Here is a 24,784-nt window from a genome sequence, read left to right as displayed (position 1 = left end):
GGGAGCTTGCCTTGAAGCTGTTGACATCCAGAAGCTGGGCCTTGTTGGGCTCTGTGTCCATGGTCTTGGGTTCGGCCGTTCTGGCCGGTTGTGCCAGCCTTGGCGAGCAAGCTGCCGCGCCAGCTGCTGCCGCGTCGCCCGACTACAACTACATCGTCGGCCCGGGTGACACGCTGACCATCAACGTTTGGCGCAACCCTGAGTTGTCGGGCTCCGTTCCCGTGCGCCCGGACGGCAAGGTGACCACGCCCCTGGTTGATGAACTGGTCGCCCAGGGCAAGACCTCGACCCAGATCGCACGCGATGTCGAGCAGGCGCTGAGCAAGTTTGTGCGCGATCCGGTCGTGACCGTCATCGTCACCGGTTTCGTGGGCCCCTACAGCGAGCAGATTCGCGTGGTGGGTGAGGCAGCCAAACCGCAGTTCCTGCCCTTCAAGCAAAAGATGACGGCACTGGATGTGATGATTGCCGCCGGCGGTCTCACGGACTTTGCTGACGGCAATAAGGCCACCATCGTGCGCGCAGCAGAAGGCAATAAGCGCTACACCGTGCGCTTGAACGATTTGCTCAAACGTGGCGACATTTCCGCCAATGTCGAGATGTTGCCCGGAGACATTCTCATCATCCCGCAGAGTTGGTTCTGAGTGCATGTTGACTCAAGCAGTGTCCTGATCCTTTACCGTCTGCGTTGTCTGCATGGATGAACTCATAAAACAACTCTCCACCATTCTCAGAGGGATGTGGAAGTATCGGCGCCTTGGGGTTGCCGCTTGCTGGGTGGTGGCGCTGGTCGGGGCCGTTCTGGTCTTCATGATGCAGGACCGCTACGAAGCCTCCGCTCGGGTGTATGTCGACACGCAGACCATCTTGCGCCCGTTGATGTCGGGGCTGGCCGTGCAACCCGACGTCGAGCAGCAGGTGGCCATGCTCAGCCGCACGTTGATCAGCCGCCCGACGGTGGAAAAGCTGATCCGCACTGCCGATCTCGATCTGGGTACGCGTAGCAAGGCCGAGCAGGAAGCGCTTGTTGACGAGGTGATAAAGAGCATCCAGATTCGCATGGCGGGTCGCGACAACCTCTACACGCTGGCCTATCGCGATGACACCCCTGAGCGTGCTCAGCGGGTGGTGCAGGCGTTGATGACCATCTTCGTCGAGTCCAGCATGGGTGCGTCGCGCACCGACTCCGACACAGCGCGGCGCTTTCTGGACGAGCAGATCAAGGCCTACGAGGGCAAGCTGATCGAGGCCGAAACCCGCCTCAAAGAGTTCAAGTTGAAGTACATCGCCATGCAGACGCAGGGGGAGATGGATGCTGCCGGGAGGGTGTCCGACATCGCCAGTTCACTCAATGCGGCGCGCCTGGAGTTGCGTGAAGCAGAGAGTGCCCGCGACGCTGCACGGCGACAACTGGAGATGGTTCGTCCTAAGCTGTCCGATCCAACCACGCCCGTCGCCACGCCCGAGCTTGATGCCCGGATCGAGGCCCAGAAACGCAACCTGGATGACCTGCTGCAGCGCTTCACCGACCAGCACCCGGATGTGGCCAACACCCGCCGACTGATCCGCGATCTGGAAGAGCAAAAGCGCCGCGAGATTGCCGCCTTGCGTCAGGCCGCCGCTTCGTCGCCCAGGGCCGTGTACATGGACACATCACCTGCGGTGATGGAGTACAAAAGCATCCTGGCTGCCGCCGAACTGCAAGTGGCTTCCTTGCGGGCTCGCGTGAGCGAGTACGCCGCCCGTGCTGACCGCGCCAAGGAGCAGATGAAGGTGGCGCCGCAGGTCGAGGCCGAACTGTCTCAGCTCAATCGCGACTACGAAATCCACCGCAAGAACTACAACGACCTGGTGGCGCGCCGCGAGTCGGCCAACCTCTCCGGGCAGTTGGAAAACGCTTCCAATTTTGCTGACTTCCGCGTGATCGACCCCCCCCGCGCGGCGAGCAAGCCGGTGGCGCCCAATCGCCTGCTGCTGTTGCCGCTGGCGCTGTTGGCTGGCTTGGCTGCGGGCTTGGGCCTCACGTTCCTGCTCAGTCAGTTGCGTCCGGTCTTCTTTGAAGCCTCGGCCTTGCGGTCTGCCACGGAGCTACCCTTGTTGGGTGTGGTCTCCCTGGTCGCAGGCCACGAATACCGCCAAGCTGAACGACGCAGCATCAAGCGCTTTGCGGGCGCCTTGCTGGCGTTGGTCGCATTGTTTGCCGTGGGCATGGCCACCTTGGCTTACCAAACGGGCTCCTTCAGTTGATTGACCATGTCCAATTCCATTGAAAAAGCAGCCCAGCGGCTCGAACAACTCCGACAAGCCGGCGCCCAGATGCCCTCGGCTCCTGTGACCACGCCAGCCCGGGCGTTCCACCCCGAGCCGGCACCGCCCCCCGAACCTGTCCGTGTTCAAGCGGAAGCCGAGGCTGTGGCACCCGACCGGCCGCACACTGCAACGACAGCGGGCAGCAAGGTGGTCAAGCTTGACTTTGACCGACTCACCGCAGCGGGTTTCGTCACCCCCAGCGCCCCTCGATCGATGGTGGCCGACCAGTTCCGCGTCATCAAGCGCCCGCTGATCGACAACGCCACGGGCAAGGGTGCATCGGTGGTCCAGAATGGCAACCTGATCATGATCACCAGCTCCATGCCGGGGGAAGGCAAGAGCTTCACGGCGGTCAACCTGGCCTTGAGCATGGCCATGGAAATGGACTACACGGTGATGTTGGTGGACGCCGACGTTGCGCGCCCCTCGATCATGAAAGTGTTGGGCTTGCCACCGGGCCCAGGTCTGTTGGACTTGCTGGTCGATGACAAGCTGGAGATGTCGCAGGTCCTGCTGCGTACCAACATCGAGAACCTGACCCTGTTGCCCAGTGGCTCGCCTCATGCACAGGCCACCGAATTGCTGGCCAGCGCAGCCATGACCGACCTGGTCGACGACATGGGCAAGCGCTACAGCGATCGCATCATCATTTTTGATTCTCCCCCCCTGTTGCTGACCACCGAATCTCGTGTGCTGGCCACCCACATGGGGCAGATTGTCATGGTCGTGCAGGCAGAGAAGACCCTGCAGTCCCAGGTCAAACACGCGCTCTCCACCATCGAGTCTTGCCCAGTCAAACTGATGGTGCTCAACCAGGCTCGCAGTTCGGACCAGGAGGCCTACGGTTACGGTTATGGCTACGGTTATGGCTATGGACAAGGTCAGCGCGAGCCCGCAACTGAAGCCGAGGTGTCATCATGAAGCGCTGGCACCGCTGGTGTTGCGGTGCCGCGGTCGCCGCACTGAGCCCTGCGTGGGCTCAGTCTGACGCGCCACAGCAAGCTTCTATCTGGGTTGAGCCGCGTGTCGACATGCGCCTCACGGCCACGGACAATGCGCGTTTGCAGGCTGGGCAGTCGCAAAGTGAGCAGACCCTGGAGGTCAGCCCCGGGATCCGCGTGGTCACCAACCACGCGCGGGTCAGAGGTTTTTTAGATTACGCACTCAGTGGCCTGTACCGTCTGCAGAACACAGGGGGGGACGACCTGCAGCATCGGCTCAACACCAATGCGCAGATCAACGCCATCGACAACTGGGCGTTTGTGGATGTGACCGGGACGGTGTCGCAGCAACTCATCTCGGCCTTCGGCCCGGTGGCCGGTTCATCGACGACGAACGCCAACCAGACCCAGACCGCCACCTACAGCGTCTCGCCGTATGTGCGAGGGCAGTTCCCGGGTAGCGTGAACTACGAAGCACGTTACAGCGTGCAGGGAACCAAGAGCAAGTCCAATGCGCGCAGTGACTCTGACACACAAGGGTGGTCAGGGCGCCTCGCGCGTCAGGTGGGGGCGGCCGGTTGGTCGCTGTCAGCTGACCAGCAGGAGGTCGATTACGACCAGGGCCGTTCGATTGAGTCCAACGCTGTGACGGGGCGGTTCTCTTATGCCTGGTCGCCACAGTGGATCACCGGTCTGACCGTCGGGCAGGAAACCAACGATGTCCTCACGCCCGACAAGAAGAGCTATTCCAATTACGGTGTGGACCTGACTTGGCGACCCTCTGACCGCACCACCTTGTCGGCGGGCGTGAATGACCGCTACTTCGGTCGGGGACACAACCTGGCGTTTGAGCACCGTGCGGCGCGTGTGGTGGTGCGGGTGTCCGATGTTCGCGATGTGTCGACCTCGCCGAACTCGAATGTCAACGCCACGCTCGGCACGTTGTACGACCTGCTGGATGCTCTCTATGTCACGCTGGAGCCGGATCCGGTCAAGCGGGCACAATTGGTGCAGGCCGAGTTGATCAGTCGTGGCTTGCCGGGGAACCTGTTGGTTAGTCAGTCGTTCCTTGTGTCACAAGCTACCTTGCAGCGCCAACAACAATTGTCGGTGCTGATGACGGCGCGTCGTGGCACCTTCACCGTGAGTTACGCCCGCGGCCAAAGCAATCGTCTGCTGAACAACCTCACCCTGGGCGACGACTTCGACTCGACCTCGCGGATCAAGACAGACACCCTGAGCTTCCTGTACGCCCATCGCCTGACCCCAGTGACCTCGGCCAATGCTGCCTTGGCACTGCAACGCAGCGAGGGTGACCTCGACACCCAACGCAACTCCCAGTACACCCTCACCCTGGGTATGAGCACCCAACTGGGGCGTCGTACCTCCGGCAGTGTCCAGTTGCGCCGCCTGCACTCCACCAGTGGACTGAACCCGTACACCGAGAACGCGCTGGTCGGCAACATCCTTCACCGCTTCTGACCATGTACGAAGCTTTTTACGGGTTGAACAGCAAGCCTTTTCAGCTCAACCCCGATCCCAGTTTTTACTTCGGCAGCAAACCCCACCGCCGCGCGCGCGCCTATCTCGAATACGGGGTGATGCGCGCAGAGGGGTTCATTGTCATCACCGGCGAAGTCGGCGCGGGCAAGACCACCATCGTGCGTGGGCTGCTCGACAGCATCGACCCTCAAACCATGGTGGCCGCGCAACTGGTCAGCACCCAACTGGGCGCCGAAGACACCTTGCGTCTGGTGGGCGCGGCCTTTGGCGTGCAGGTGCGCGATGCTTCCAAGGCCGAGTTGCTGATGGCCCTTGAGGCCTTCTTCATCACTCAGCTCACCCAGGGCAGGCGCTGCCTGCTCATCGTCGATGAGGCGCAGAACCTGCGCCAGCAGGCTGTCGAAGAGCTGCGCATGCTGTCCAATTTTCAGCATGGCAAGCAGGCCTTGCTGCAGACTTTCCTGATCGGTCAGCCCGAGTTTCGCAACATCCTGCAAAGCCCCGACATGCTGCAGTTGCGCCAGCGTGTGACGGCCAGTTGCCACCTGGGGCCGATGAACGGCGAAGAGACACGTGGCTACATCGAACACCGCCTGCGTTGTGCTGGGGCGACCGACCGGCCCACCTTCGATGCAGAGGTGTTCGAGTCGATTTACGAGCAAACGGGCGGCATCCCGCGTCGCATCAATGCCCTGTGTGACCGCCTGATGCTGCACGGCTTCCTGTCCGAGGTCACGCATTTCACCGTGCCGGTGCTCAACGAGGTGTTGGCCGAGATCCAGGAGGAGTTGACTGCCCCGCCGCTGGAGCAGGTGTCGGCGGCCGCAGTGCTGCAGGCGGTGCCGGCGCTGCACAAGGAATCTGTCGATGTGGACCTGGACCTCGACAGCAGCGATCTGCAGGCACTGGAAGAGCAGCTTGCTCGTTTGACGGCCAGTCAGCTCAGTGCCCATCTTTTGCGCATCGAGCGCAGTGTGCTGCGTCAGGAGCGCCTGAGCATCGAGATGCTGGCGGCGTTGCAAAGAATCGCCACAGGCAAGGGGCAATCGTGAGCATGCCGGCCGCTTCTCTGGTCAATGCCTTGACCATCGACGTGGAAGACTACTTCCAGGTGTCCGCCTTTGCGCCCTACATACGGCGCTCTGATTGGGATGCGCGGGAATGCCGGGTCGAGCGCAATGTCGGCCGCATCCTGGACATGCTGGCCGCGCAGAACACCTCGGCCACGTTTTTCACGCTGGGTTGGATCGCGCAGCGCTATCCCCATCTGGTGCGCCGCATCGCCGACAGTGGCCATGAGGTGGCCAGCCATGGCTATGGCCACGAGCGGGTCAGCGACCTGACGCCTGAGGCCTTCGCTCGCGACATCCGCACGGCCAAGCACCTGCTGGAGGACATCGCCGGGGTGGCCGTCATGGGTTACCGGGCGCCCAGTTTTTCGATCGGGCAGGGTAACTTGTGGGCGCTCGATGTGTTGCAACAAGAAGGTTATCGCTACAGCTCCAGCATCTACCCGATTCAACATGACCACTACGGCATGCCCGATGCGCCCCGCTTCGCGCACCGCATTCGCCCGGACCTGATCGAGGTGCCCCCGACCACCTTGCGCATGTTCAACCGGAACTTGCCCTCCAGCGGGGGCGGTTACTTCCGCCTGTTTCCGTATGCGCTGTCGCGCTGGATGCTGCGCCAGGTCAACCAGAATGACCAGCAGTCAGCCATCTTCTATTTTCATCCGTGGGAGATCGACGCCGCGCAGCCGCGTGTGGCAGGCATCGATGCGCGCACCCGTTTCCGCCATTACGTGAATATCCCGCGCATGGAGCAGCGTCTGCAGCGCCTCTTGCAAGATTTTCAATGGGGGCGCATGGACCACATTTTCCTGAAGCAGGGTCACGGCGGGGTTCAGCGTGTCTGAGTTGAAAAGCTTGCAGGTGTCGCGCCTGGATGCGCGACAGGCCGACTGGGTGAAGCGTTGGGATGCGTTCGTGTTTGCGCACCCGAAGGCCACGTTCTTTCACCGGGCTGGCTGGCAGCAGATCATGGCCGAGGTGTTTCGCCACCCGACCCATTTCCTGTACGCCCACCGGGGCGATGTCATCGAAGGTGTGTTGCCGCTGGCACAGGTCAAAAGTCGCTTGTTCGGCAATGCGCTGACCAGTCTGCCCTTTGCGGTGTATGGCGGCGTTGTGGCCCAGTCCGATGCAGCCGCCGAGGCGCTGGAAGCCGAGGCCATGCGACTGGCGCAAAGCCTCGACGTGGACCACCTGGAGATGCGCTACCTGCAGTCCGGGCGTCACCCCGACTGGCCGGCGCAAGACCTGTACGTCACTTTCCGCAAGGAGATTCTCCCCACAGAAGAGGAGAACATGCTGGCCATCCCGCGCAAGCAGCGCGCCATGGTGCGCAAGGGTATCAAGAATGGGCTGACGGCCCAGGTCGACCCGCATGTCGACCGGTTCTTTGACCTATATGCCGACAACGTGCACCGTCACGGCACGCCCGCGCTGTCCAAACGCTACTTTCAGCGTTTGATGGACGTGTTCGGGCCAGATTGCGAGGTGCTGACGGTGTCCAGTGCCGAGGGCAAGCCCCTCAGCAGCGTGCTGACCTTCTACTTTCGTGACGAGGCGCTGCCTTACTATGCGGGCGACGACCTGGCGGCCCGCGATCTGGCAGCCAATGACTTCAAGTACTGGGAGTTGATGCGCCGGGCCTGTGAGCGGGGCCTGAAGGTGTTCGACTACGGGCGCAGCAAACAGGGCACCGGGCCCTATGCGTTCAAGAAGAACTGGGGTTTCGAGCCCACGCCGCTGTGCTATGAGTACAAGCTCTACAAGCGTCACAGCATTCCGCAGAACAACCCGTCCAACGCCAAGTATAAGCTCCTGATCGAGACCTGGCGGCGCATGCCCCTGGGCTTGGCCAACTGGCTGGGCCCGTTCATCGTGCGCAACCTGGGCTGACATGGCGAACATTCTGTACCTGGTGCACCGGATGCCGTACCCGCCCAACAAGGGCGACAAGGTGCGGTCCTACCATTTGCTGCGCCACTTGCAGCGCGATCACCGGGTGTTCCTGGGCACGTTCATCGACGATCCGGACGATGTTGCGCACGTGCCGGCACTGCAGGCCTTGTGCCCCGATCTGTACATCGACGAGTTGAATCCCCGCAGCACGAAGGTGCTCAGCGCTCGGGGGCTGTTGACGGGCCGATCCTTGTCAGAAACCTATTACCGCCATGCGGGGCTGCATCGCTGGGTGCGCCAGGTGCAGGCCGAGCACAAGCTCGATGCCACCGTGGTGTTCTCGGGGGTCATGGCGCAGTTCGCCACCCCCTTGTTGCCCCAGGTGCCCATGTTGGTGGACTTCGTCGATGTCGACTCGTCCAAGTGGGCACAGTACGCCCCTAATCACCGCTGGCCCTTGTCCTGGCTCTACCGCCGCGAAGGCGCCCGCTTGCTGGCCTATGAGCGCGAGGTGGCCTGTCAGGCCCGCCAGTCGTTTTTCGTGACCCCGAACGAGACGGCCTTGTTCCAGTCGCTGGCACCCGAGGTGGCCGATCGCGTTCAAGCCATCGGCAACGGTGTCAACGCCGATTACTTCAGCCCGCAGGCAGGCAGTGTGTCGCCGTTCGAGCCTGACGAGGTGCCGGTGGTGTTCACCGGGGCGATGGACTACTGGCCCAACATCGACGGCGTGTGCTGGTTTGTCGAGCAGATGTTGCCCGAGTTGGTGCAGCGCTGGCCGCGACTGCGTTTCCACATCGTAGGGCGCAATCCTACGGCGCAGGTCAAGGCTTTGGCCGGGGCGCACGTGGTGGTCACGGGCACGGTTCCGGATGTGCGCGGATACCTGCAGCACGCTGCCGCCGTCGTGGCGCCGCTGCGTGTGGCGCGCGGCATCCAGAACAAGATCCTGGAGGCCATGGCCATGGAAAAGCCTGTGGTCACCGTGCCGTCGTGTGCGGATGCCATTGGCGCCGGATTTGAATTCGGTGTGGTGCGGGCCGCGTCCGCGCCCGAGTTCGTGCAGGCACTCGACTTGCTTTTGCAGTCTCCCGAGCAGTCCGCCGAGATGGGGCGCGCTGCCCGGCAGTTTGTGCTCAAGCACTTCAGCTGGGAGGCACATCTGTCGGCCCTGGATGCCTGGTTGTCTCCGCAAGGCTCCGACAGGAGGGTGAGCGCATGATGAAGAACCCGGTGTGGCGAGTGCCCTTGCTGACGCTGCTGGTAGTGTGGGGGCTCGTGCTGGTGCTCTACTGGCCCACGGCGTCGGCCATGGCAGCCATCTGGTGGCGCTCGGACACGTATGCGCATGGTCTGGTGGTGCCACCCGCCGCCTTGTGGCTGATGTGGCGCAAACGCGCGCAGTTGGCAACCGTGACGCCCAGCCCGACGGTGTTGGGCCTGTTGGGCATGCTGGGTGCGGCCTTGCTGTGGTTGGCCGGTGATCTGGTGGCGGTCAATGCGGTCACGCAGTTTGCCTTCATGGCTCTCATCGTGTGCGCGGTGCCCGCTTTGCTGGGCTGGCAGGTCACGCGGTTGCTGCTGTTTCCGCTGCTCTATCTGTTCCTGGCCGTGCCGGTGGGCGACTTCATGCTGCCCCATTTGATGGAATGGACGGCCGACTTCACGGTGGCGGCACTGCGCCTGAGCGGCATCCCCGTTTACCGGGAAGGCTTGCAGTTCATCATCCCCAGCGGGAGTTGGTCGGTTGTCGAGGCCTGCAGCGGTATCCGCTACCTGGTGGCGTCCTTCACGGTGGGGTGCCTGTTTGCGTACATCAACTACCAGAGCCTGCGCAAGCGGCTGCTGTTCGTGGGTGTGGCCATTCTCGTGCCCTTGGTGGCCAACTGGCTGCGCGCTTACATGATCGTCATGCTCGGCCACCTGTCGGGCAACACGCTGGCCACGGGTGTGGATCACCTGGTCTACGGCTGGGTGTTTTTTGGCTTGGTCATCACGATCATGTTCATGATTGGCGCCCGCTGGGCCGATCGTGCGCCCGCGACACCCTGGATGCAGCCCCCCGCTATCGGTACTGCCGGTGCGCGCTGGGCTGTGAGCGTCGTGCTGGCCCTCGTCGTGCTGGGGGTGCCTCATGCGCTGAACTGGCAGTTGCAAGGGCAGGTCCACCAAGGCGTGGTGCAGTTGCAGCCAGTGGCAGCGCAAGCCGGCTGGCAGTCCACGCCGCCGCCGGCCAACTGGGTGCCAGCTTACGAAGCCGCCAATGCGATGTCGCATGCGGGCTGGGTGGGCCCGTCGGGCGAGCGCGTCGGGATGCACGTGGCGTACTACCGTGCTCAGAACTACGAGCGCAAGCTGGTCAGTTCCACCAACGTACTGGTGCGAAGCACGGATGAAACCTGGGTGCAGGTGTCGGGTGGGGCAGCGAGCACCCAACTGGGATCGGAGCCGCTCACCGTACAGCGCGCGGAGTTGCGTGCGCAGGGCTCGGTCTTGGACGCCGATTTGCAGCGTCTTGCGGCCTGGCAGTTTTTCTGGGTTGACGGCCGTGTGACAGCCAGCCCCACCAAGGCCAAGCTGTGGGGCGCCTGGCAGAAAATCAGAGGGCTGGGGGATGATGGTGCCATCGTGGTGCTCTACACCCCGGCGAGTCAGCGTGCCGATGTTGCCGATGCGGTGCTCCAGTCTTTCGTTCGCGACCAAGGCGCCGCTTTGCTGAGCAGTTTGCGCGCCACCCAATCTCGACAGTGAACCATGTGCGGTATTTCAGGCCTGTTTGACACTCAGGGGCGACGGTCGTTCGACCCTGCGCTGGCACAGCGCATCAACGATGTGCAGGCCCATCGCGGTCCGGACGAGGCCGATCTGTATTTCGAGCCGGGGTTGATGTTGGGACATCGCCGCCTGTCGGTGATCGACCTGGCCACTGGCCAGCAGCCCTTGTTCAACGCCGATGGCACGGTGGGCATCGTCTTCAACGGCGAGATCTACAACTTCCAGTCCTTGCGCACCGAGCTCGAAGCCCTGGGGCATGTGTTCCGCACCCGCAGCGACACCGAGGTCATCGTACAGGCCTGGATGGCCTGGGGGCCCGCCTGCGTGGACCGCCTGCGCGGCATGTTCGCCTTCGCCATCTGGGACCAGAAGCAGCAGACGCTGTTCATGGCGCGTGATCGCATGGGCGTCAAGCCCCTGCATTACGCGCTGCTGCCCGACGACACCTTGGTGTTCGGCTCGGAATTGAAGGTCATCACGGCACATCCGGGCTTTGAGCGCCAGATAGATCCCCGGGCCGTCGAAGACTATTTCGCCTTGGGCTATGTCCCCGATCCGCGTTGTATCTACCGCCAAGCCCACAAGCTGCCGTCGGCCCACACGCTCACGTGGCGCCGCGGCCAGACTGGTCTGCCCACGCCGCAGCCTTATTGGGACGTGCACTTCACGCTGGACAACCCCATCTCGCTGGCCGATGCCCAAGCCGAGCTGCGAGAACGGGTGCGCGAATCGGTGCGTCTGCGGATGATCGCGGATGTGCCGCTGGGGGCATTCCTGTCGGGCGGGGTCGATTCCAGCGCGGTGGTGGCGACCATGGCGGGCTTGTCGAAGCTGCCGGTGCGCACCTGCGCCATCGGCTTTGACGATCCGCAGTTCAACGAGTCAGCCTTCGCGCAGATGGTGGCCGACCGCTATCACACCGACCACCGGCTGGAGATTGTGCAGAGCGACGACTTCGATCTGATCGACACCCTGGCGCGCCTGTACGACGAGCCCTTCGCTGACAGCTCGGCCTTGCCCACCTACCGCGTGTGCCAGATGGCGCGCAAGCACGTGACGGTGGCGCTGTCTGGTGACGGGGGTGACGAGAGTATGGGCGGCTATCGCCGCTACCGCATGCACCTGGGCGAAGAGCGGGCACGCCAGTCTTTGCCACTGGGGGTGCGTCAATCGGTGTTCGGCCCCCTGGGGCGCTGGTATCCGAAGGCTGACTGGGCTCCGCGTCCTTTGCGCGCCAAGACCACCTTCCAGGCCTTGGCGATGGACTCGGCTGAGGCGTATCAGCACAGCATGTCGCGCCTGCGCACGGAGCAGCGCAGCGTGTTGTTCAGCGAGTCATTTCAGCAGAGTCTGGGCGGCTACCAGACGGTTGACCTGTTCCGCCAGCATGCGACCCAAGCGAACACGGATGACCCGCTGGCCCTGATCCAGTACCTGGACTACAAGACCTGGTTGGTGGGCGACATCAACACCAAGGTGGACCGGGCCGGCATGGCGCATTCGCTGGAGGTGCGTGAGCCCTTGATGGACCACAAGCTGATCGAATGGCTGGCGACCTTGCCCAGTTCGCTCAAGATCCAGGGCGGGGAGGGCAAGTACGTGTTCAAGAAGGCGTTTGAGCCCTTGCTGCCCCACGACGTGCTGTACCGTCCGAAGATGGGGTTCTCGGTGCCCTTGGCGCGCTGGCTTCGCGGTCCTCTGGCGCAGCGCATGCGCGAGTCGGTACTGAGCGATCGCATGCTCGACAGCGGCTATTTCCAGCGTGACGCCCTGGAGCGCATGGTGCAGGGGCATCTCAAGGGTCAGGCCGACCATTCGGACGCGCTGTGGGCCTTGATCATGTTTGATGCGTTCCTGCGCGTCAGCCACCAGAGCGCGTGAGGCAGCACATGTCGGCGTCACCCCTGGTCACGGTCATCATGCCGGTGTTCAACGCCTCGGCCACTTTGGCGCAGGCGCTCAACAGCGTGCTCTGGCAGGGCTATGGGGCCATCGAGATCATCGCGGTGGACGATGGCTCCACCGATGACTCACGCCAGAAACTGGCGACCTATGGTGACGCTGTGCGCGTGCTCCATCAAAGCAAGCAAGGTCCGGCTGCCGCGCGCAACCTTGCCCTGCAACACGCCCGAGGAGAGTACATCGCCTTTGTGGACGCCGATGACGTGTGGTTGCCTGGCAAGCTGCTGAGGCAGGTCGCTTACCTGCAAGCCCATCCAGATGTATCGGCCGTGTTTGGCCGCTTCAGACGTTGGGAGACCCTGCCAGGCGAGCGCCGATTTTCCGTGCCGCCCGATCAGACCGCTTATGCGCAGGCAGCGGCCCGCTGGCGAGAGCAGCCAGAGCCGTTCCGGACCACCGCCTTGCAAGGCAATCTGTATGCCGACCTGCTGCTCGATAGCGTGGTGCATATCATCACGGCTTTGGTGCGGCGTTCGGCCGTGGACGAGGTCCATGGCTTCGATGCCCGACTGAACACAGGCGAAGACTACGATTTCTGGTTGCGCCTGTCTCGCGCGCATCGCATTGACCAACTCGATGACTGTGTAGCTTGGTATCGCATCCATGCGCAGAGCATCACCCGTCAACCTTGGCCACACAACGCCGAGTACACGATTTTGCTGCGCACGCTGGCACAGTACGGCGCGCGCGGGGCCGATGGGCGTTCGGTGTCCGAGCTCGAAATCCAGCGTCGCCTTTACGGGATTGCGTTCGGGCATGGCTACCTGCACTTCTGGCATGGACAGGCGGTTCATGCTCGGCGCGCCTTCGCACAGGCTTTGTCTCATTCGTTCTGGCACCCGAAGCTTTGGGCGTATTGGCTGTTGACCTTTGTGCGGCCCGGTCGTCAAGCGCGCACGGTGGGTTGAATCATGCGCGCGCAACCCACGTCTTCCCCCATCCGTCTGATGCACTTCGTCTACAGCTTCCACATGGGTGGGCTGGAAAACGTCGTCATCCAGTTGATCAACCGGCTACCCGCTGATCGGTACCAGCATTGCCTCGTGTCGCTGACCGACATGGGCGACTTCGTGGACCGCATCCAGACGCCGGGCGTCGAGCGCGTGTCTCTGCACAAGCCGCCTGGACACGCGATTCCGCTGTATCCGGTCCTGTACCGCCTGTTTCGCCGTTACCGGCCCGATGTGCTGCACACCTGCAACCTGGCCGCTCTGGAGGTGGTGCCGCTGGCGTGGTTGGCGCGTGTGCCGGTGCGCATCCATGCCGAGCATGGCTGGGATGCCTGTGACCCCAAGGGACTGAACGTCAAGCTCCAGCGCCTGCGCAAGCTGTACCGGCCGTTCGTGAGCCACTATGTGTCGGTGTCACAGGATCTGGATCAGTATCTGGATCAGCGCATCGGGGTGCCCGCAGCGCGTCGCACGCTCATTGCCAACGGGGTGGACACCGCGCAGTTTTCACTGCCTGCCGACGGCAAGGTGAGGCCGGATGGCTGTCCCTTCGAGCCGGGGCAACACTGGCTGATCGGTACGGTGGGTCGTTTGCAGACGGTGAAGAATCAGCCGCTGCTGGCGCGTGCCTTTGTGCGCTTGTTGGCGCTCTACCCGGCCGCACGCGAGCAGGCGCGCCTGGTCATCGTCGGTGAAGGGCCCTTGCGTACCGAGGTCGAGCGCATCCTGTCGGAGGCGGGTGTCAGCCATCTGGCCTGGCTGCCGGGCGCGCGTGCCGATGTGGCCACGTTGCTGCAGTCGCTGGATTGCTTTGTCCTGCCCTCCGAAACGGAAGGCACCTCATGCACCTTGCAGGAAGCCATGTCCTGCGGCTTGCCTTCGGTGGCCACCGCGGTGGGTGGCACACCTGACCTGTTGACCGAAGGCCTGACCGGTCGTTTGGTGCCGTCGGGTGACGTCGAGGCGATGGCGCAGGCCTTGATGCACTATATGCTGAACCCGCCCCAAGCTCGACAGCATGGGCTGGCGGCACGCGCTCAGGCGCAGCGCGACTTTGGCATGGATGCCATGGTCGGCCATTACGACAGATTGTTCAAAAGCAGTTGACCATGCGCATCCTTCACGTCCTCGATCATTCCATTCCCTTGCACAGCGGCTATACCTTCCGGACGGCCGCCTTGCTGCGCGAGCAGCGTGCCCTGGGGTGGGAGACCTTCCACGTCACCTCGCCCAAGCAGGGCGCGGCCACGGTGGCCGAGGAAACGATCGATGGCCTGACCTTTTACCGCACGCAACCCGCTCACGGGCGAGGCTCAAACTGGCCCGTGATGGGTGAGTGGCAACTGATGCGGGCGCTGGAGGCGCGCATCGAAGAGGTGGCAGAACAGATCAAACCCGACATCATCCACGCGCATTCGCCCGTGCTGAACGCCATGCCCGCCTTGAGCGTGGGCGGCAAGCTGGAAATTCCAGTGGTGTATGAGATCCGGGCCTTCTGGGAAGACGCAGCAGTTGACCATGGCACCACACGCGAGGGCAGCCTGCGCTACCGCCTGACACGCGGATTGGAGACCTCGGCCATCCGCCGGGCCAACCATGTGTTCACCATTTGCGAAGGCCTGCGGGCGGACATCGTGGCGCGAGGCGTGGCGGCAGATAAGGTGACGGTGATTCCCAACGCGGTGGACGTGGAGACCTTTCAGCTGGCGCAGCCTGCTGATCCGGCATTGCAGGAGAAGTGGGGCGTGAAAGGCCGAACGGTGATCGGATTCATCGGCTCGTTCTATGCCTACGAAGGGTTGGACCTGTTGGTGGCCGCCTTGCCCGAGGTGATCAAAGCGCACCCCAACGCCTGCCTGTTGCTGGTCGGTGGCGGTCCTCAAGAGGCGGCGCTGAAGGCGCAGGTGCAGTCCCTGGGCCTGTCGCAGCACGTGATCTTCACCGGGAGGGTGCCGCATGCCGAGGTCAACCGCTATTACGACCTGATCGACGTATTGGCCTATCCACGCCACTCCATGAGGCTGACCGAGCTGGTCACCCCGCTCAAGCCACTGGAGGCCATGGCCCAGGGGCACCTTTTTGTGGCGTCCGACGTGGGCGGTCACAAGGAGCTCATCGAACACGGCAAGACCGGTTGGCTGTTCAAAGCAGATGACCGGGCTGCGTTGTCGCAGGCGATCGTGGAGATGCTCGCCCACCCTGAGCGTTGGCCGCTCATGAAGGCCAACGGTCGTGAGTTCGTCGAGTCGGTGCGCAACTGGCGCAACAGCGTTGCCAACTACCGCTCCGCGTATGAGCACGTTCTGAACGGGGGCCACGCATGAAGGTGATGGTGGTATTTGGCACGCGACCTGAGGCGATCAAGATGGCGCCGCTGGTCAAAGCCTTGCAAGTTGCAGCTGGTCTGCAGACTGTGGTGTGCGTGACCGCGCAGCATCGCCAGATGCTGGACCAGGTCTTGCGCCTCTTCGAGATCACGCCCGAGCATGACCTGGATGTGATGAAGCCCGGTCAGGACCTTTATGACATCACCAGCAACATCTTGCTGGGACTGCGCCCGGTGTTGGCCGCAGAGCGGCCGGACTGGGTGCTGGTGCACGGCGACACGACCACCACGCTGGCCACCACACTGGCCGCCTACTACGCGCGCATCCCCGTCGCGCACATTGAGGCCGGTCTGCGCACGGGCGACAAGTACGCGCCCTTTCCGGAAGAAATCAACCGCAAGATCACCGGCGCGGTGGCGGACCTGCACTTTGCGCCCACTTCTGCCTCCCAAGCCAACCTGTTGGCAGAAGGGGTGCCTGCGGCGAGTATCCACGTGACAGGCAACACCGTCATCGACGCGCTGCTGGCCGTGGTCGACAAGTTGAACAACAGTGCGCAGCTCCAGTCGGAGCTGGCCGACCGCTTCCGGTTTCTGGATGCTGCCAAGAAGCTGATTCTTGTCACCGGGCATCGGCGCGAGAACTTTGGCGATGGCTTTCAGAACATCTGTCATGCCCTGGCTGACGTGGCGGAGCGCCATGCCGACGTCGAGATCCTCTACCCGGTGCACCTGAATCCGAATGTGCGCCAACCCGTCAACGACATCCTGGCGGCACGGGGCTTGTCGAACGTTCATCTCATCGAGCCGGTCGACTATCTGCCCTTCGTTTATCTGATGAACCGCAGCCACCTGATCATCACGGACTCGGGCGGGGTGCAGGAAGAGGCGCCCTCGCTGGGCAAGCCGGTGCTGGTGATGCGAGACACCACCGAACGACCGGAGGCGGTGGCCGCCGGCACCGTGAAGCTGGTGGGTACGTCGCGCGAAGCCATCGTGCACGAATGCGAGCGCCTGCTGACCGACACAGAGGCTTATCAGAGCATGTCACGTGCACACAACCCCTATGGGGACGGGCAGGCCGTGGCACGCATCGTGAACACATTACAGAGCATGCAAGGGAGAGTTTGAATGGCACGCGAACTGCAAAAGATCATCGTCATGGGCCTGGGCTACATCGGCCTGCCCACGGCCTCGATGCTGGCCACCAAGGGGCACACCGTGGTGGGAGTGGACGTCAACGAGGCGGCGGTCAACACCATCAATTCAGGCCGCATCCACATCATCGAGCCGGACTTGGACATCCTCGTGCGTTCGGCGGTCAACAGCGGCAACCTGCGCGCCTCGCTGGTGCCGGAAGAGGGCGACACCTTCATCATCGCGGTGCCGACGCCCTTCAAAGTCGAGGACGGTAATCCCAAGGCGCCCGATCTGTCATATGTGGAGGCGGCGACGCGCGCGATCGTGCCGTATCTGCGTGAAGACAATCTGATCATCCTGGAGTCCACCTCGCCCGTGGGCACCACCGAGCTGATCGAGCGCATCGTGCGCGAGTCGCGCCCCGAGTTGGCGGGCAAGGTGCATGCGGCCCATTGTCCCGAGCGGGTGCTGCCTGGTCACATCTTGCGCGAGTTGGTGGACAACGACCGCATCATTGGCGGCACCACCAAGGCCGCAGTCGCCAAGGCCAAGGCGCTGTACAAGACCTTCTGCAACGGCGCGATCCTGGAGACCGACAGCAAGACGGCAGAACTGTCAAAGCTGGTGGAGAACTCCTTCCGCGACGTCAACATTGCCTTCGCCAACGAGCTGTCCGTGATCTGCGACAAGCTGGGCATCAATGTGTGGGAAACCATCTCGCTGGCCAACCGCCACCCGCGTGTCAACATCTTGCAGCCCGGCCCTGGCGTGGGTGGGCACTGCATTGCGGTGGACCCCTGGTTCATCGTGTCCAGCGCCCCGCAAGAGGCGCGCCTCATTCGCACCGCGCGCGAAGTCAATGACGACAAACCGCATTGGGTGATCGACCGGGTGCGCGCCAAGGCTGCGCGCTTCAAGGAGCCTGTCATCGCCTGCCTGGGCCTGACCTTCAAGGCCAACATCGACGACATGCGAGAGTCGCCCTCCTTGGAGATCGTGCAGCACCTGCGTGAAGCGCAGATTGGCGAGATCCTCGCTTGTGATCCCAATGTGGATCCGGCGAAGGCGCCTTTCCCCCTGACCGACCTGAAGTCGGCGCTCCAGAAGGCCGACATTCTCTTGTTGCTGGTCGACCATGAGGAATTCATGGACCTGGATCGTGAGCTGATCAAGGACAAGGTGGTGATCGACACGAAGGGCGTGTGGCGTTGATGTCCAGCCAGGGCCAGAAGCCAGCCTTGCTGGTGTACTCGAGCCTGTTCCCCAGCCCTGTGCAACCGAATGCGGGTGTCTTTGTGCGCGAGCGGATGTTCAGGGTGGGAGCACACCTGCCCATCGTGGTGGTCGCGCCCACGCCCTGGTTCCCGTTCCAGTCGCTCCTGCGGCTGTTCAAACCGCACTTCCGACCGATGCCCCCTGCGCATCAGCAACAAGACGGCGTGGACGTCTGCTACCCGCGTTACTTTTCCATCCCGGGTGTTTTCAAGCAGTGGGACGGCCTGTTCATGGCGCTGAGCACGTATGCGATGGTCAGGCGCCTGAAGCAGGCTGGCCGGGCCGACATCATCGATGCGCATTTCGCGTACCCGGACGGCTATGCCGCGACCTTGCTGGGCCGGTGGCTGAAGTTGCCTGTGACGATCACCCTGCGGGGCACCGAGGCACGGCATGCACGTACCCCGGCCTTGGCTGGGCTCTTGAGAAAGGCGCTGCGAGGTGCCACGCGCCTCATCGCAGTGTCGTCCGAATTGAAGAGCTTGGCCTTGCAACTGGGCGCTGACCCGGCGCGTGCGATGGTGGTGGGCAATGGTGTGGACATCAGCAAGTTTCAGCCGCACCCCAAAGACCAGGCTCGCGCCAAGCTGGGCATTGCACCTCATGCACGGGTGCTGATTTCGGTGGGGGGGCTTGTCGAACGCAAGGGCTTTCATCGCGTGCTTCCGTTGCTGCCGGAGTTGTTGAAGACCTACCCCGATCTGGTCTACCTCATCGTGGGAGGCGCCAGTGCCGAGGGCAACAACCGGGCCGAGTTGGAGAAGATGGTGGCCGATCTGGGCTTGGGGTCCCATGTGAGGTTTATGGGCCCGAAGCCCCATGAGGCGTTGGCCGAAGTTTTGAGCGCGGCCGATGTCTTCGTGCTGGCGACCCGTGCCGAAGGCTGGGCAAATGTCTTTCTGGAGGCGATGGCCTGCGGGCTGCCCGTGGTGACCACGGATGTGGGGGGGAACCGCGAGGTGGTGTGCCAGCCAGAATTGGGCGAGGTGGTGCCCTTTGGTGATGCGCAGGCATTGGTACAGGCCCTGCAGGCGGCCTTGACGGCGCCGTGGCACGCCGAACGTATTCGGCAATACGCTCAGGAGAATGCCTGGCCGCATCGGGTGCAGGTGCTGGTGGAGGTGTTCCGCAGCATGGCCACAGACAAACAAGGGGTGAACTGACGATGGAGTCTTTGCTGTTCGCGCTGGACGTGCTCTTGCTGACGTATTGCTGCTGGGTGATCGTGCGCTTCAACAAGAAGCCAGGCAGAACCCCGGCCGACCTGGGGCTGTTTGCCTACGAAGAAGAAAACGACAAGGGCAAGAAGTGAGAGACCTTTTCATGTTCGTCATCACGCTGGGGCTGGTGCCCATGGCGTTCATGGACGGCTTCGTCGCCTTTTTGCTGTGGATCTTCACGACGGTGATGTCGCCGGGCAACTACCTGTACGGCTTCATGCTGAGCTTCCGGTATGTGTTTGTTTTTGCCGGGATCGCCGTACTGCTGCTGATGCTGGGGCGCGTGAAGGACCGTGGCAAGTTTCAATGGAACGCCAGCACCGTATTGCTTTTCTTGTTTGTCATGCACGGGATGCTGTCTGCCGCATTTGCATTGCAGCCCAATCCACTGCTCGAGATCCGCGTGGAGACGTTCTGGAAGGGCATGGCGCTGGCGTTGATGGCCCCGTTTTTCCTCAGTTCACGTTGGCGAATTCACCTGACGCTGGTGGTGTTGGCCTTAGGGTTGGGTTTGCATGCCGTGGTGGATGGACTGAAAGTGCTGGCCTCAGGCGGTGCTCACAACGTGATCGGCGTCCCGAACTCGAGCTTGACCGATAACAATCTCTACGCCTTAGGCATGGCCATGCTGTTGCCACTCCTGATGTACCTGTATCGGTATAGCTCCGTCAAGTATGCCAAGTGGGCTGCCGCCGCGGGGGTTGTCCTGACGATCTTGACCATCATCGGGACGAACTCCCGGGGTGGCTTTCTGGCCTTGGCGGTGGTGGGCTTCTGGTATTGGATGATCAGTCCTCGGAAGCTGGTTTCGCTGCTGCTGGTGGCTGCCTTGGCGTTTGGGGCCATGCAGGTCGCGCCAGACCGTTGGTTTGATCGCATTGAGTCCATCCAGACTGCAAGCGAAGATGACTCTTTCATGAACCGCGTCGCAGCTTGGCGCGTCAGCATGTCGATCGCCAATGATCACCCAGTCTTGGGCGGAGGGTTCAATGCGGTGCAAAACTTCTGGATCTGGGATGAGTACAAGGAGCGTCCCAGCCCTTTTACCATCGACATGAGCAGATACACGCCCAAAGCGGCTCACAGCATCTATTTTCAGGTGTTGGGGGACCTTGGTTACGTCGGGTTGTCCATCTTTCTGGCATTGTTGGCCTCAGCCTTTTATGCGCGCGCTCGTGTCAAGTCCATCGTCGTGAAGGCTGGACGCGGGTGGTGGGCGTTAGATCTCAGCAATGCAGGATGTCTGGCGTTGGTCGCCTTCATGGCCGCCGGTGGTGGCGTCAGTCTTGCTTATTTTGAACTGGTCTACTTTCTGATTGTGATGTTGTCGGTCTTGCCTTCCGTTTTGGCGGCCGAGTCGGCTGAGACCCGGTCCATGCAGCTTGAACGTTCATAAGTGGGCGCATGATGAACTACAGACGAGAGATCGACGGCCTGAGGGCGCTGGCTGTCATCCCGGTGATTCTTTTTCATGCCGGCTTTGGCCTGTTTGCTGGCGGCTATGTGGGTGTGGACGTGTTCTTCGTGATCAGTGGTTACTTGATCACGGGGATCGTGATGGCCGATGTTGATCGAGGCACCTTCTCACTCTCCGACTTCTACGAGAGACGCATCCGACGAATCCTGCCGGCATTGTTTCTTGTCGTGGCGGTCTGTACGCCCCTGGCTTACCTGTTCTTGCTTCCCTCGGAAATGAAGGAGTTCAGTCAGAGCCTGATCGCCGTGGCCACCTTCTCCTCAAACGTGTTGTTTTGGTCCCAGAGCGGCTACTTTGAGGGGGCAGCAGAGTTGAAACCGCTGTTGCACACATGGAGTTTGTCGGTAGAAGAGCAGTTTTACTTGTTCTTTCCACTCATTCTGGTCGCGACAAGAACATGGGGAAAGAGGTGGGTTGTTACGCTTGTGGCGACAGCCGGGTTGGCCAGTTTGGTTTTGGCTGAGTGGGGCGCGCTGAACAAGCCCATTGCAGCTTTTTTTCTTTTGCCCACTCGGGCATGGGAGCTATTGCTAGGCGCTTTGGTTGCACTTTGCCTCGGCCGGGCGACACATCGACAGGTGCCTCTGGGGTGGAGCAATCTGGCGGCAATGATCGGGTTATTGGCTGTGGCTTACGCCATCTACAGCTTTGACGCGCAGACCACCTTCCCAGGCTTCCATGCGCTAGTCCCCACGCTGGGGGCCGCCTTGATGATCATGGGAGCGAGGCCTGAAACCCTGGTCGGGCGCCTACTCGGCCACCCAGCCATGGTATCGATTGGCTTGATCAGCTACAGCACTTACCTGTGGCATCAGCCAATTTTTGCCTTTGCGCGACACCTGGGCTTGGAGCAGGCCGATGCACTGCCCTTGATCGCACTGGCCATCTTGTCTGTGGTGTTGGGGTACCTCAGTTGGCGGTATGTGGAAACGCCCATACGTCACAACCGTACGCTTTCCCGAAAGTTCATTTTTCTCGCAGCTGGCGTCGGGTCACTGTTGATGCTGCTTTCAGGCGTGTCGGGGCATGTCATGAACGGGTTCGTGGACCGGCTTAAACCGGAGGACCGGTATTTGGCATCCATATCTCCTGGGGTACAGGGCGAATACGTGCGCAAGAGATTTGATGCGCTACATCACACTTCGTTCTCAGATCAAGATCCGCGACTCAAGGTATTGGTCATCGGGGATAGCTTTGCCAAAGACTTGGTCAATGCCATTCACGAAGGTCCCCTCGCTGAGCGTATTCAAGTCTCGACACATCAGATTTCTGTGGGGTGTGGGAACTTGTACTTGTCGCGCAGCATTGAGTCAGAAGTGACCAACCCTCAGCCGGTACTGTGTCGTCAAGATGACTGGTACAACTCGCCCAGGGTCAAGGAGTTGATCCGACAGAGCGATCGGGTGTGGATTGCATCCGCTTGGCAGACTTGGGACGCCGCCTTGCTTCCAGAAAGTCTGGGTAATTTGCGTCGTGATTTTGGGGATAAATTTTTAGTTTTTGGTACCAAGAATTTTGGCTCGATCAGCATCAAGAAGCTGATCAATATTTCCCCTCAGAGGCGGGTTGAGACAGAAAATAAAGTTTCTGAAGTCAGTCTGGGTATCAATCGTCAAATTGCCGAAAAGGTAGATTCTGGTCGCTTTGTTGATTTGTCGGCTCTTATGTGTGGCGATTCAGGTTATTGTCGCATTTTCGGGGTGGACGGGCGCCTGTTGTCCTACGATGGAGGGCATCTTACCGTTGAAGGCGCTCGCCAACTTGCGGTGCGCCTCTCAAATGTGACTGCAATCGTGGGTGGTATGCACAACTGAGAAAGAATGAGGCATCTCTTCTAGAAAGCTTTGGCAAGAGCGATCTCAGGAGAGGAGGGCGTACTCTTTAATGAGCTTTCTTGTCAGCATTGTGTTGAAGATGAATATGTTTTCGCCGCGATGGACGAAATCCAATTCTCGGGCAGCGACTTGTTTGAGGAAGTTTCGAGAGGTGCCCTTGCTTGGCAGCATCCAGTCGTGCAATTCGATGATGACGCAGGGGAACATGTCCATCCATTCGCAGTCATCGGAAAAAAGGTCGGATTCTCCGCCTTCGATGTCAATTTTGGCGATCACTGGGATGCCATCTTCTCCGAAACGAGCCAGCAGATTTTGAACCGTCTCAGCTTCAATGCACTTGGATGCACCGTCTTGCAGTCCAAGGGGGGCGGTTCGAAATCCCCAGTCACCATGGCCTGGGTCTAAAAGCGACAGCTGTCCTCGGCGGTTTGATATCGCGCCTCGAAAGAGTGAGTATTTCAGGCCGACCATGTTCTTGGTGAGAATGTCTGCATTACTGGGGTCTGGTTCAACGCAGATCACCTTTGCCCCAGGGAAGCTCTCGCAAAAGAAAACGGACGATGCGCCGATGTTGGCGCCCATGTCCATGATCAGACTTAAACGCTGTTTTTTGTTCAGCAAGCCTAGCAAATCAATGATGTCTTTGCCTTGTGGCCAGTGGTGTAGAGCGTAGTCTTTCTGCTCAAAAATCTGTTTCATCACGCCCACATCGCCGACACTGTTTGGGCGGTAGTGGAAGGTTCTCGATCCGATGTCAGAAATGTGCACTTCCCGATGGGCGAGTGTGATGTTTTGACCCGATGACAGTGTCAATGACGACATCTTCGAACCCCAGGGGGTTGGGAGTCGTCTAAGCCCCCGCTCAATGCTGGGGTACTTCCACAGAAGTTCGCGACCGACTGTGTGCAGGGATTCAACGATTTTCATGCTTGCCTGATTTTATGATGTTGGTGCTTCATGCTATTAATGCGATCGCTGAATGTCAAGGACATGACCTTTAAAGGCGGCAGACGAATCCATGTCTTGTATGCCGGCCTTGCTTCAGAGCATGACGGTGCAGGCGTTGATGAATGCGATCTGGTCCGCCGTTTTGTTTGACCTTGAGTCAGGGGCGTTAATATTGCATTCGCATTTTCAAGTCATGTTTAGCTTGCTGGCAATTGCTTTCAGCGCCCGCTTGAGGGTCCATTCGGATCGCTGATGATCTTGGATTTCAAGTGTGCGGCCATGTTGGATCTGGAAGTTTCGACCCACATTCATGAGCAGTCCGGGCATTGCATTGCCAATGGAGGCAGTGCCCTCCCTGAAGTATTTGTTTCTCAAAACGGCTGCAAATAGCTCGTGTTGAAGGGAGCTCTGGACGGTTTGTGCCAGGGGGCCAGTTTTGATGCTTCTGAAGTGATAGTTGGCAAGGTAGTCGTATACGGATGCAATGTCGAATTGCATCAGAAATCGAATGTTGAAATCCCAGTCATCTAGCACGGGGAGATTGGTGTCATAGTGGCCGACTGACGCCAGGCAGGAGCGTCGGTAAACGAATGAAATAGGGCTGAACTGATTCTTTGTGAGGATGTCAGCAATATGTGTCGCATTCTTGCTGTGATGTATGGGGCGTTTTGATAGCTGCTCAATTCGGGATTCTGTTACTCTTTCGTCAATCCTGTTGGTCGAGCAGACAACCCCACCGAAATGGCCTTTGACGTCTTTGTCAAGGAATCCGCACATGTTTTCATAGAAGCCCGGTTCGAGGCTGTCGTCATCGTCATGAAGGTGGATGTATTGGGATGCGGACTCTCTGATGCCTGTATTGGACCCTTCGGGCAGGCCAACGTTATCTTTCAAGTGCACCACCAAGCAGTCCAAGCCTTGGCCGCGTGCGTAGGCCGATATTTCATCTACCGGTTTTGGATTGCCCCCATCGTTAACGATCACCCATTGCATGTCGGGGAACCTTTGATTGATGAGGTCGTCTGCGCAGCGACGCAGAAAAACTGCTCGATCCTTGGTTCTCGTGATGACAGAAATTTTCTTCATGGATTGACTTCCTGAGTGATTTGTTTGATGGGTCTGATCTATGGGTGACAACCGTCGCTATGCATTT

General features: G+C 60.9%; 21 protein-coding genes. 19 read left to right on the top strand and 2 right to left on the bottom strand.

Annotation, left to right across the window (positions count from 1 at the left end):
• Positions 1–59 precede the first annotated feature (59 nt).
• Genes RBT42_RS08930 through RBT42_RS08840 form a run of 19 tightly spaced genes read left to right on the top strand, consistent with a single transcriptional unit; the run spans position 60 to position 22,662 of the window.
• Positions 60–644 carry an XrtA/PEP-CTERM system exopolysaccharide export protein gene (locus RBT42_RS08930; RefSeq protein WP_320364387.1) on the top strand — a complete coding sequence of 195 codons (585 nt, stop codon included), beginning with the start codon at positions 60–62 and terminating at the stop codon, positions 642–644.
• A 52-nt stretch (positions 645–696) separates the two neighbouring features.
• Positions 697–2,247 (top strand): XrtA system polysaccharide chain length determinant, encoded by a 1,551-nt coding sequence (locus tag RBT42_RS08925; RefSeq protein ID WP_320364256.1) that lies wholly within the window; start codon positions 697–699, stop codon positions 2,245–2,247.
• A 6-nt stretch (positions 2,248–2,253) separates the two neighbouring features.
• Positions 2,254–3,231: an XrtA-associated tyrosine autokinase gene (locus RBT42_RS08920; RefSeq protein ID WP_320364255.1), complete on the top strand. Its 978-nt coding sequence runs from the start codon at positions 2,254–2,256 to the stop codon at positions 3,229–3,231.
• Complete coding sequence (locus RBT42_RS08915; RefSeq protein WP_320364253.1) at positions 3,228–4,733, top strand: TIGR03016 family PEP-CTERM system-associated outer membrane protein; 1,506 nt, start codon at positions 3,228–3,230, stop codon at positions 4,731–4,733. Before RBT42_RS08920 ends, RBT42_RS08915 begins: the two co-directional genes overlap by 4 nt.
• A gap of 2 nt (positions 4,734–4,735) precedes the next feature.
• Positions 4,736–5,806: an XrtA/PEP-CTERM system-associated ATPase gene (locus RBT42_RS08910; RefSeq protein WP_320364251.1), complete on the top strand. Its 1,071-nt coding sequence runs from the start codon at positions 4,736–4,738 to the stop codon at positions 5,804–5,806.
• Positions 5,807–5,808: 2 nt separating this feature from the next.
• On the top strand, positions 5,809–6,672 hold the full coding sequence (locus RBT42_RS08905) for an XrtA system polysaccharide deacetylase (protein WP_320364250.1): 864 nt from the start codon (positions 5,809–5,811) through the stop codon (positions 6,670–6,672).
• A complete protein-coding gene (locus RBT42_RS08900; protein WP_413785876.1) occupies positions 6,665–7,720 on the top strand; it encodes a FemAB family XrtA/PEP-CTERM system-associated protein in 1,056 nt (351 codons plus the stop codon). Before RBT42_RS08905 ends, RBT42_RS08900 begins: the two co-directional genes overlap by 8 nt.
• A 1-nt stretch (position 7,721) precedes the next feature.
• Positions 7,722–8,945, top strand: coding sequence for a TIGR03087 family PEP-CTERM/XrtA system glycosyltransferase (locus RBT42_RS08895; protein WP_320364248.1), 1,224 nt, complete (start codon positions 7,722–7,724; stop codon positions 8,943–8,945).
• Positions 8,942–10,474, top strand: a complete 1,533-nt coding sequence (xrtA, locus tag RBT42_RS08890) for an exosortase A (RefSeq protein WP_320364246.1) — start codon at positions 8,942–8,944, stop codon at positions 10,472–10,474. The genes RBT42_RS08895 and xrtA overlap by 4 nt, the downstream gene beginning before the upstream one ends.
• A gap of 3 nt (positions 10,475–10,477) precedes the next feature.
• Positions 10,478–12,379 carry an XrtA/PEP-CTERM system amidotransferase gene (locus RBT42_RS08885; RefSeq protein WP_320364245.1) on the top strand — a complete coding sequence of 634 codons (1,902 nt, stop codon included), beginning with the start codon at positions 10,478–10,480 and terminating at the stop codon, positions 12,377–12,379.
• Positions 12,380–12,387: 8 nt separating this feature from the next.
• On the top strand, positions 12,388–13,368 hold the full coding sequence (locus tag RBT42_RS08880) for a glycosyltransferase family 2 protein (protein ID WP_320364244.1): 981 nt from the start codon (positions 12,388–12,390) through the stop codon (positions 13,366–13,368).
• 3 nt (positions 13,369–13,371) lie between these two features.
• Positions 13,372–14,517, top strand: coding sequence for a TIGR03088 family PEP-CTERM/XrtA system glycosyltransferase (locus tag RBT42_RS08875; protein WP_320364242.1), 1,146 nt, complete (start codon positions 13,372–13,374; stop codon positions 14,515–14,517).
• Positions 14,518–14,519: 2 nt separating this feature from the next.
• On the top strand, positions 14,520–15,734 hold the full coding sequence (locus tag RBT42_RS08870; protein WP_320364240.1) for a TIGR04063 family PEP-CTERM/XrtA system glycosyltransferase: 1,215 nt from the start codon (positions 14,520–14,522) through the stop codon (positions 15,732–15,734).
• Positions 15,731–16,867 (top strand): non-hydrolyzing UDP-N-acetylglucosamine 2-epimerase, encoded by a 1,137-nt coding sequence (gene wecB, locus RBT42_RS08865; RefSeq protein ID WP_320364238.1) that lies wholly within the window; start codon positions 15,731–15,733, stop codon positions 16,865–16,867. Before RBT42_RS08870 ends, wecB begins: the two co-directional genes overlap by 4 nt.
• Positions 16,868–18,088, top strand: coding sequence for a UDP-N-acetyl-D-mannosamine dehydrogenase (gene wecC, locus RBT42_RS08860; protein ID WP_320364236.1), 1,221 nt, complete (start codon positions 16,868–16,870; stop codon positions 18,086–18,088). It abuts the gene before it with no gap.
• The gene (locus RBT42_RS08855) at positions 18,088–19,314 is read left to right on the top strand and encodes a glycosyltransferase (protein WP_320364383.1); all 1,227 of its coding nucleotides are present in this window, start codon (positions 18,088–18,090) and stop codon (positions 19,312–19,314) included. The genes wecC and RBT42_RS08855 overlap by 1 nt, the downstream gene beginning before the upstream one ends.
• Positions 19,315–19,316: 2 nt before the next feature.
• Entirely contained in the window at positions 19,317–19,463 is a 147-nt protein-coding gene (locus RBT42_RS08850; protein ID WP_320364234.1) for a hypothetical protein, read from the top strand.
• 11 nt (positions 19,464–19,474) lie between these two features.
• Positions 19,475–20,767 (top strand): putative O-glycosylation ligase, exosortase A system-associated, encoded by a 1,293-nt coding sequence (locus RBT42_RS08845; RefSeq protein WP_320364232.1) that lies wholly within the window; start codon positions 19,475–19,477, stop codon positions 20,765–20,767.
• Positions 20,768–20,775: 8 nt separating this feature from the next.
• Positions 20,776–22,662 (top strand): acyltransferase family protein, encoded by a 1,887-nt coding sequence (locus tag RBT42_RS08840; RefSeq protein ID WP_320364230.1) that lies wholly within the window; start codon positions 20,776–20,778, stop codon positions 22,660–22,662.
• 45 nt (positions 22,663–22,707) lie between these two features.
• Here RBT42_RS08840 and RBT42_RS08835 read toward each other — a convergent pair whose 3' ends face one another.
• Both RBT42_RS08835 and RBT42_RS08830 read right to left on the bottom strand, forming a co-directional pair.
• Positions 22,708–23,610, bottom strand: a complete 903-nt coding sequence (locus RBT42_RS08835) for an FkbM family methyltransferase (RefSeq protein WP_320364228.1) — start codon at positions 23,608–23,610, stop codon at positions 22,708–22,710.
• Positions 23,611–23,817: 207 nt separating this feature from the next.
• Entirely contained in the window at positions 23,818–24,717 is a 900-nt protein-coding gene (locus tag RBT42_RS08830; protein WP_320364226.1) for a glycosyltransferase family A protein, read from the bottom strand.
• Between the last annotated feature and the right edge of the window lie 67 nt (positions 24,718–24,784).

This window comes from Aquabacterium sp. (genome assembly GCF_034003525.1).
Lineage (GTDB): Bacteria > Pseudomonadota > Gammaproteobacteria > Burkholderiales > Burkholderiaceae_C > Aquabacterium.
The sequence above is the reverse complement of the archived record's forward strand: the minus strand, read 5'-3'. Positions and strand labels throughout refer to the sequence as shown.

What these genes read in the sequence shown, in the direction of transcription:
- xrtA (WP_320364246.1), top strand. Translation starts at nt 8,942, where the DNA reads ATGATGAAGAACCCGGTGTGGCGAGTGCCCTTGCTGACGCTGCTGGTA.
- RBT42_RS08850 (WP_320364234.1), top strand. Translation starts at nt 19,317, where the DNA reads ATGGAGTCTTTGCTGTTCGCGCTGGACGTGCTCTTGCTGACGTATTGC.
- RBT42_RS08920 (WP_320364255.1), top strand. Translation starts at nt 2,254, where the DNA reads ATGTCCAATTCCATTGAAAAAGCAGCCCAGCGGCTCGAACAACTCCGA.
- RBT42_RS08930 (WP_320364387.1), top strand. Translation starts at nt 60, where the DNA reads ATGGTCTTGGGTTCGGCCGTTCTGGCCGGTTGTGCCAGCCTTGGCGAG.
- RBT42_RS08830 (WP_320364226.1), bottom strand. Translation starts at nt 24,717, where the DNA reads ATGAAGAAAATTTCTGTCATCACGAGAACCAAGGATCGAGCAGTTTTT.
- RBT42_RS08870 (WP_320364240.1), top strand. Translation starts at nt 14,520, where the DNA reads ATGCGCATCCTTCACGTCCTCGATCATTCCATTCCCTTGCACAGCGGC.
- RBT42_RS08905 (WP_320364250.1), top strand. Translation starts at nt 5,809, where the DNA reads ATGCCGGCCGCTTCTCTGGTCAATGCCTTGACCATCGACGTGGAAGAC.
- RBT42_RS08915 (WP_320364253.1), top strand. Translation starts at nt 3,228, where the DNA reads ATGAAGCGCTGGCACCGCTGGTGTTGCGGTGCCGCGGTCGCCGCACTG.
- RBT42_RS08845 (WP_320364232.1), top strand. Translation starts at nt 19,475, where the DNA reads ATGTTCGTCATCACGCTGGGGCTGGTGCCCATGGCGTTCATGGACGGC.
- RBT42_RS08910 (WP_320364251.1), top strand. Translation starts at nt 4,736, where the DNA reads ATGTACGAAGCTTTTTACGGGTTGAACAGCAAGCCTTTTCAGCTCAAC.
- RBT42_RS08880 (WP_320364244.1), top strand. Translation starts at nt 12,388, where the DNA reads ATGTCGGCGTCACCCCTGGTCACGGTCATCATGCCGGTGTTCAACGCC.
- RBT42_RS08840 (WP_320364230.1), top strand. Translation starts at nt 20,776, where the DNA reads ATGATGAACTACAGACGAGAGATCGACGGCCTGAGGGCGCTGGCTGTC.
- RBT42_RS08925 (WP_320364256.1), top strand. Translation starts at nt 697, where the DNA reads ATGGATGAACTCATAAAACAACTCTCCACCATTCTCAGAGGGATGTGG.
- RBT42_RS08835 (WP_320364228.1), bottom strand. Translation starts at nt 23,610, where the DNA reads ATGAAAATCGTTGAATCCCTGCACACAGTCGGTCGCGAACTTCTGTGG.
- wecC (WP_320364236.1), top strand. Translation starts at nt 16,868, where the DNA reads ATGGCACGCGAACTGCAAAAGATCATCGTCATGGGCCTGGGCTACATC.
- RBT42_RS08895 (WP_320364248.1), top strand. Translation starts at nt 7,722, where the DNA reads ATGGCGAACATTCTGTACCTGGTGCACCGGATGCCGTACCCGCCCAAC.
- RBT42_RS08855 (WP_320364383.1), top strand. Translation starts at nt 18,088, where the DNA reads ATGTCCAGCCAGGGCCAGAAGCCAGCCTTGCTGGTGTACTCGAGCCTG.
- wecB (WP_320364238.1), top strand. Translation starts at nt 15,731, where the DNA reads ATGAAGGTGATGGTGGTATTTGGCACGCGACCTGAGGCGATCAAGATG.
- RBT42_RS08875 (WP_320364242.1), top strand. Translation starts at nt 13,372, where the DNA reads ATGCGCGCGCAACCCACGTCTTCCCCCATCCGTCTGATGCACTTCGTC.
- RBT42_RS08885 (WP_320364245.1), top strand. Translation starts at nt 10,478, where the DNA reads ATGTGCGGTATTTCAGGCCTGTTTGACACTCAGGGGCGACGGTCGTTC.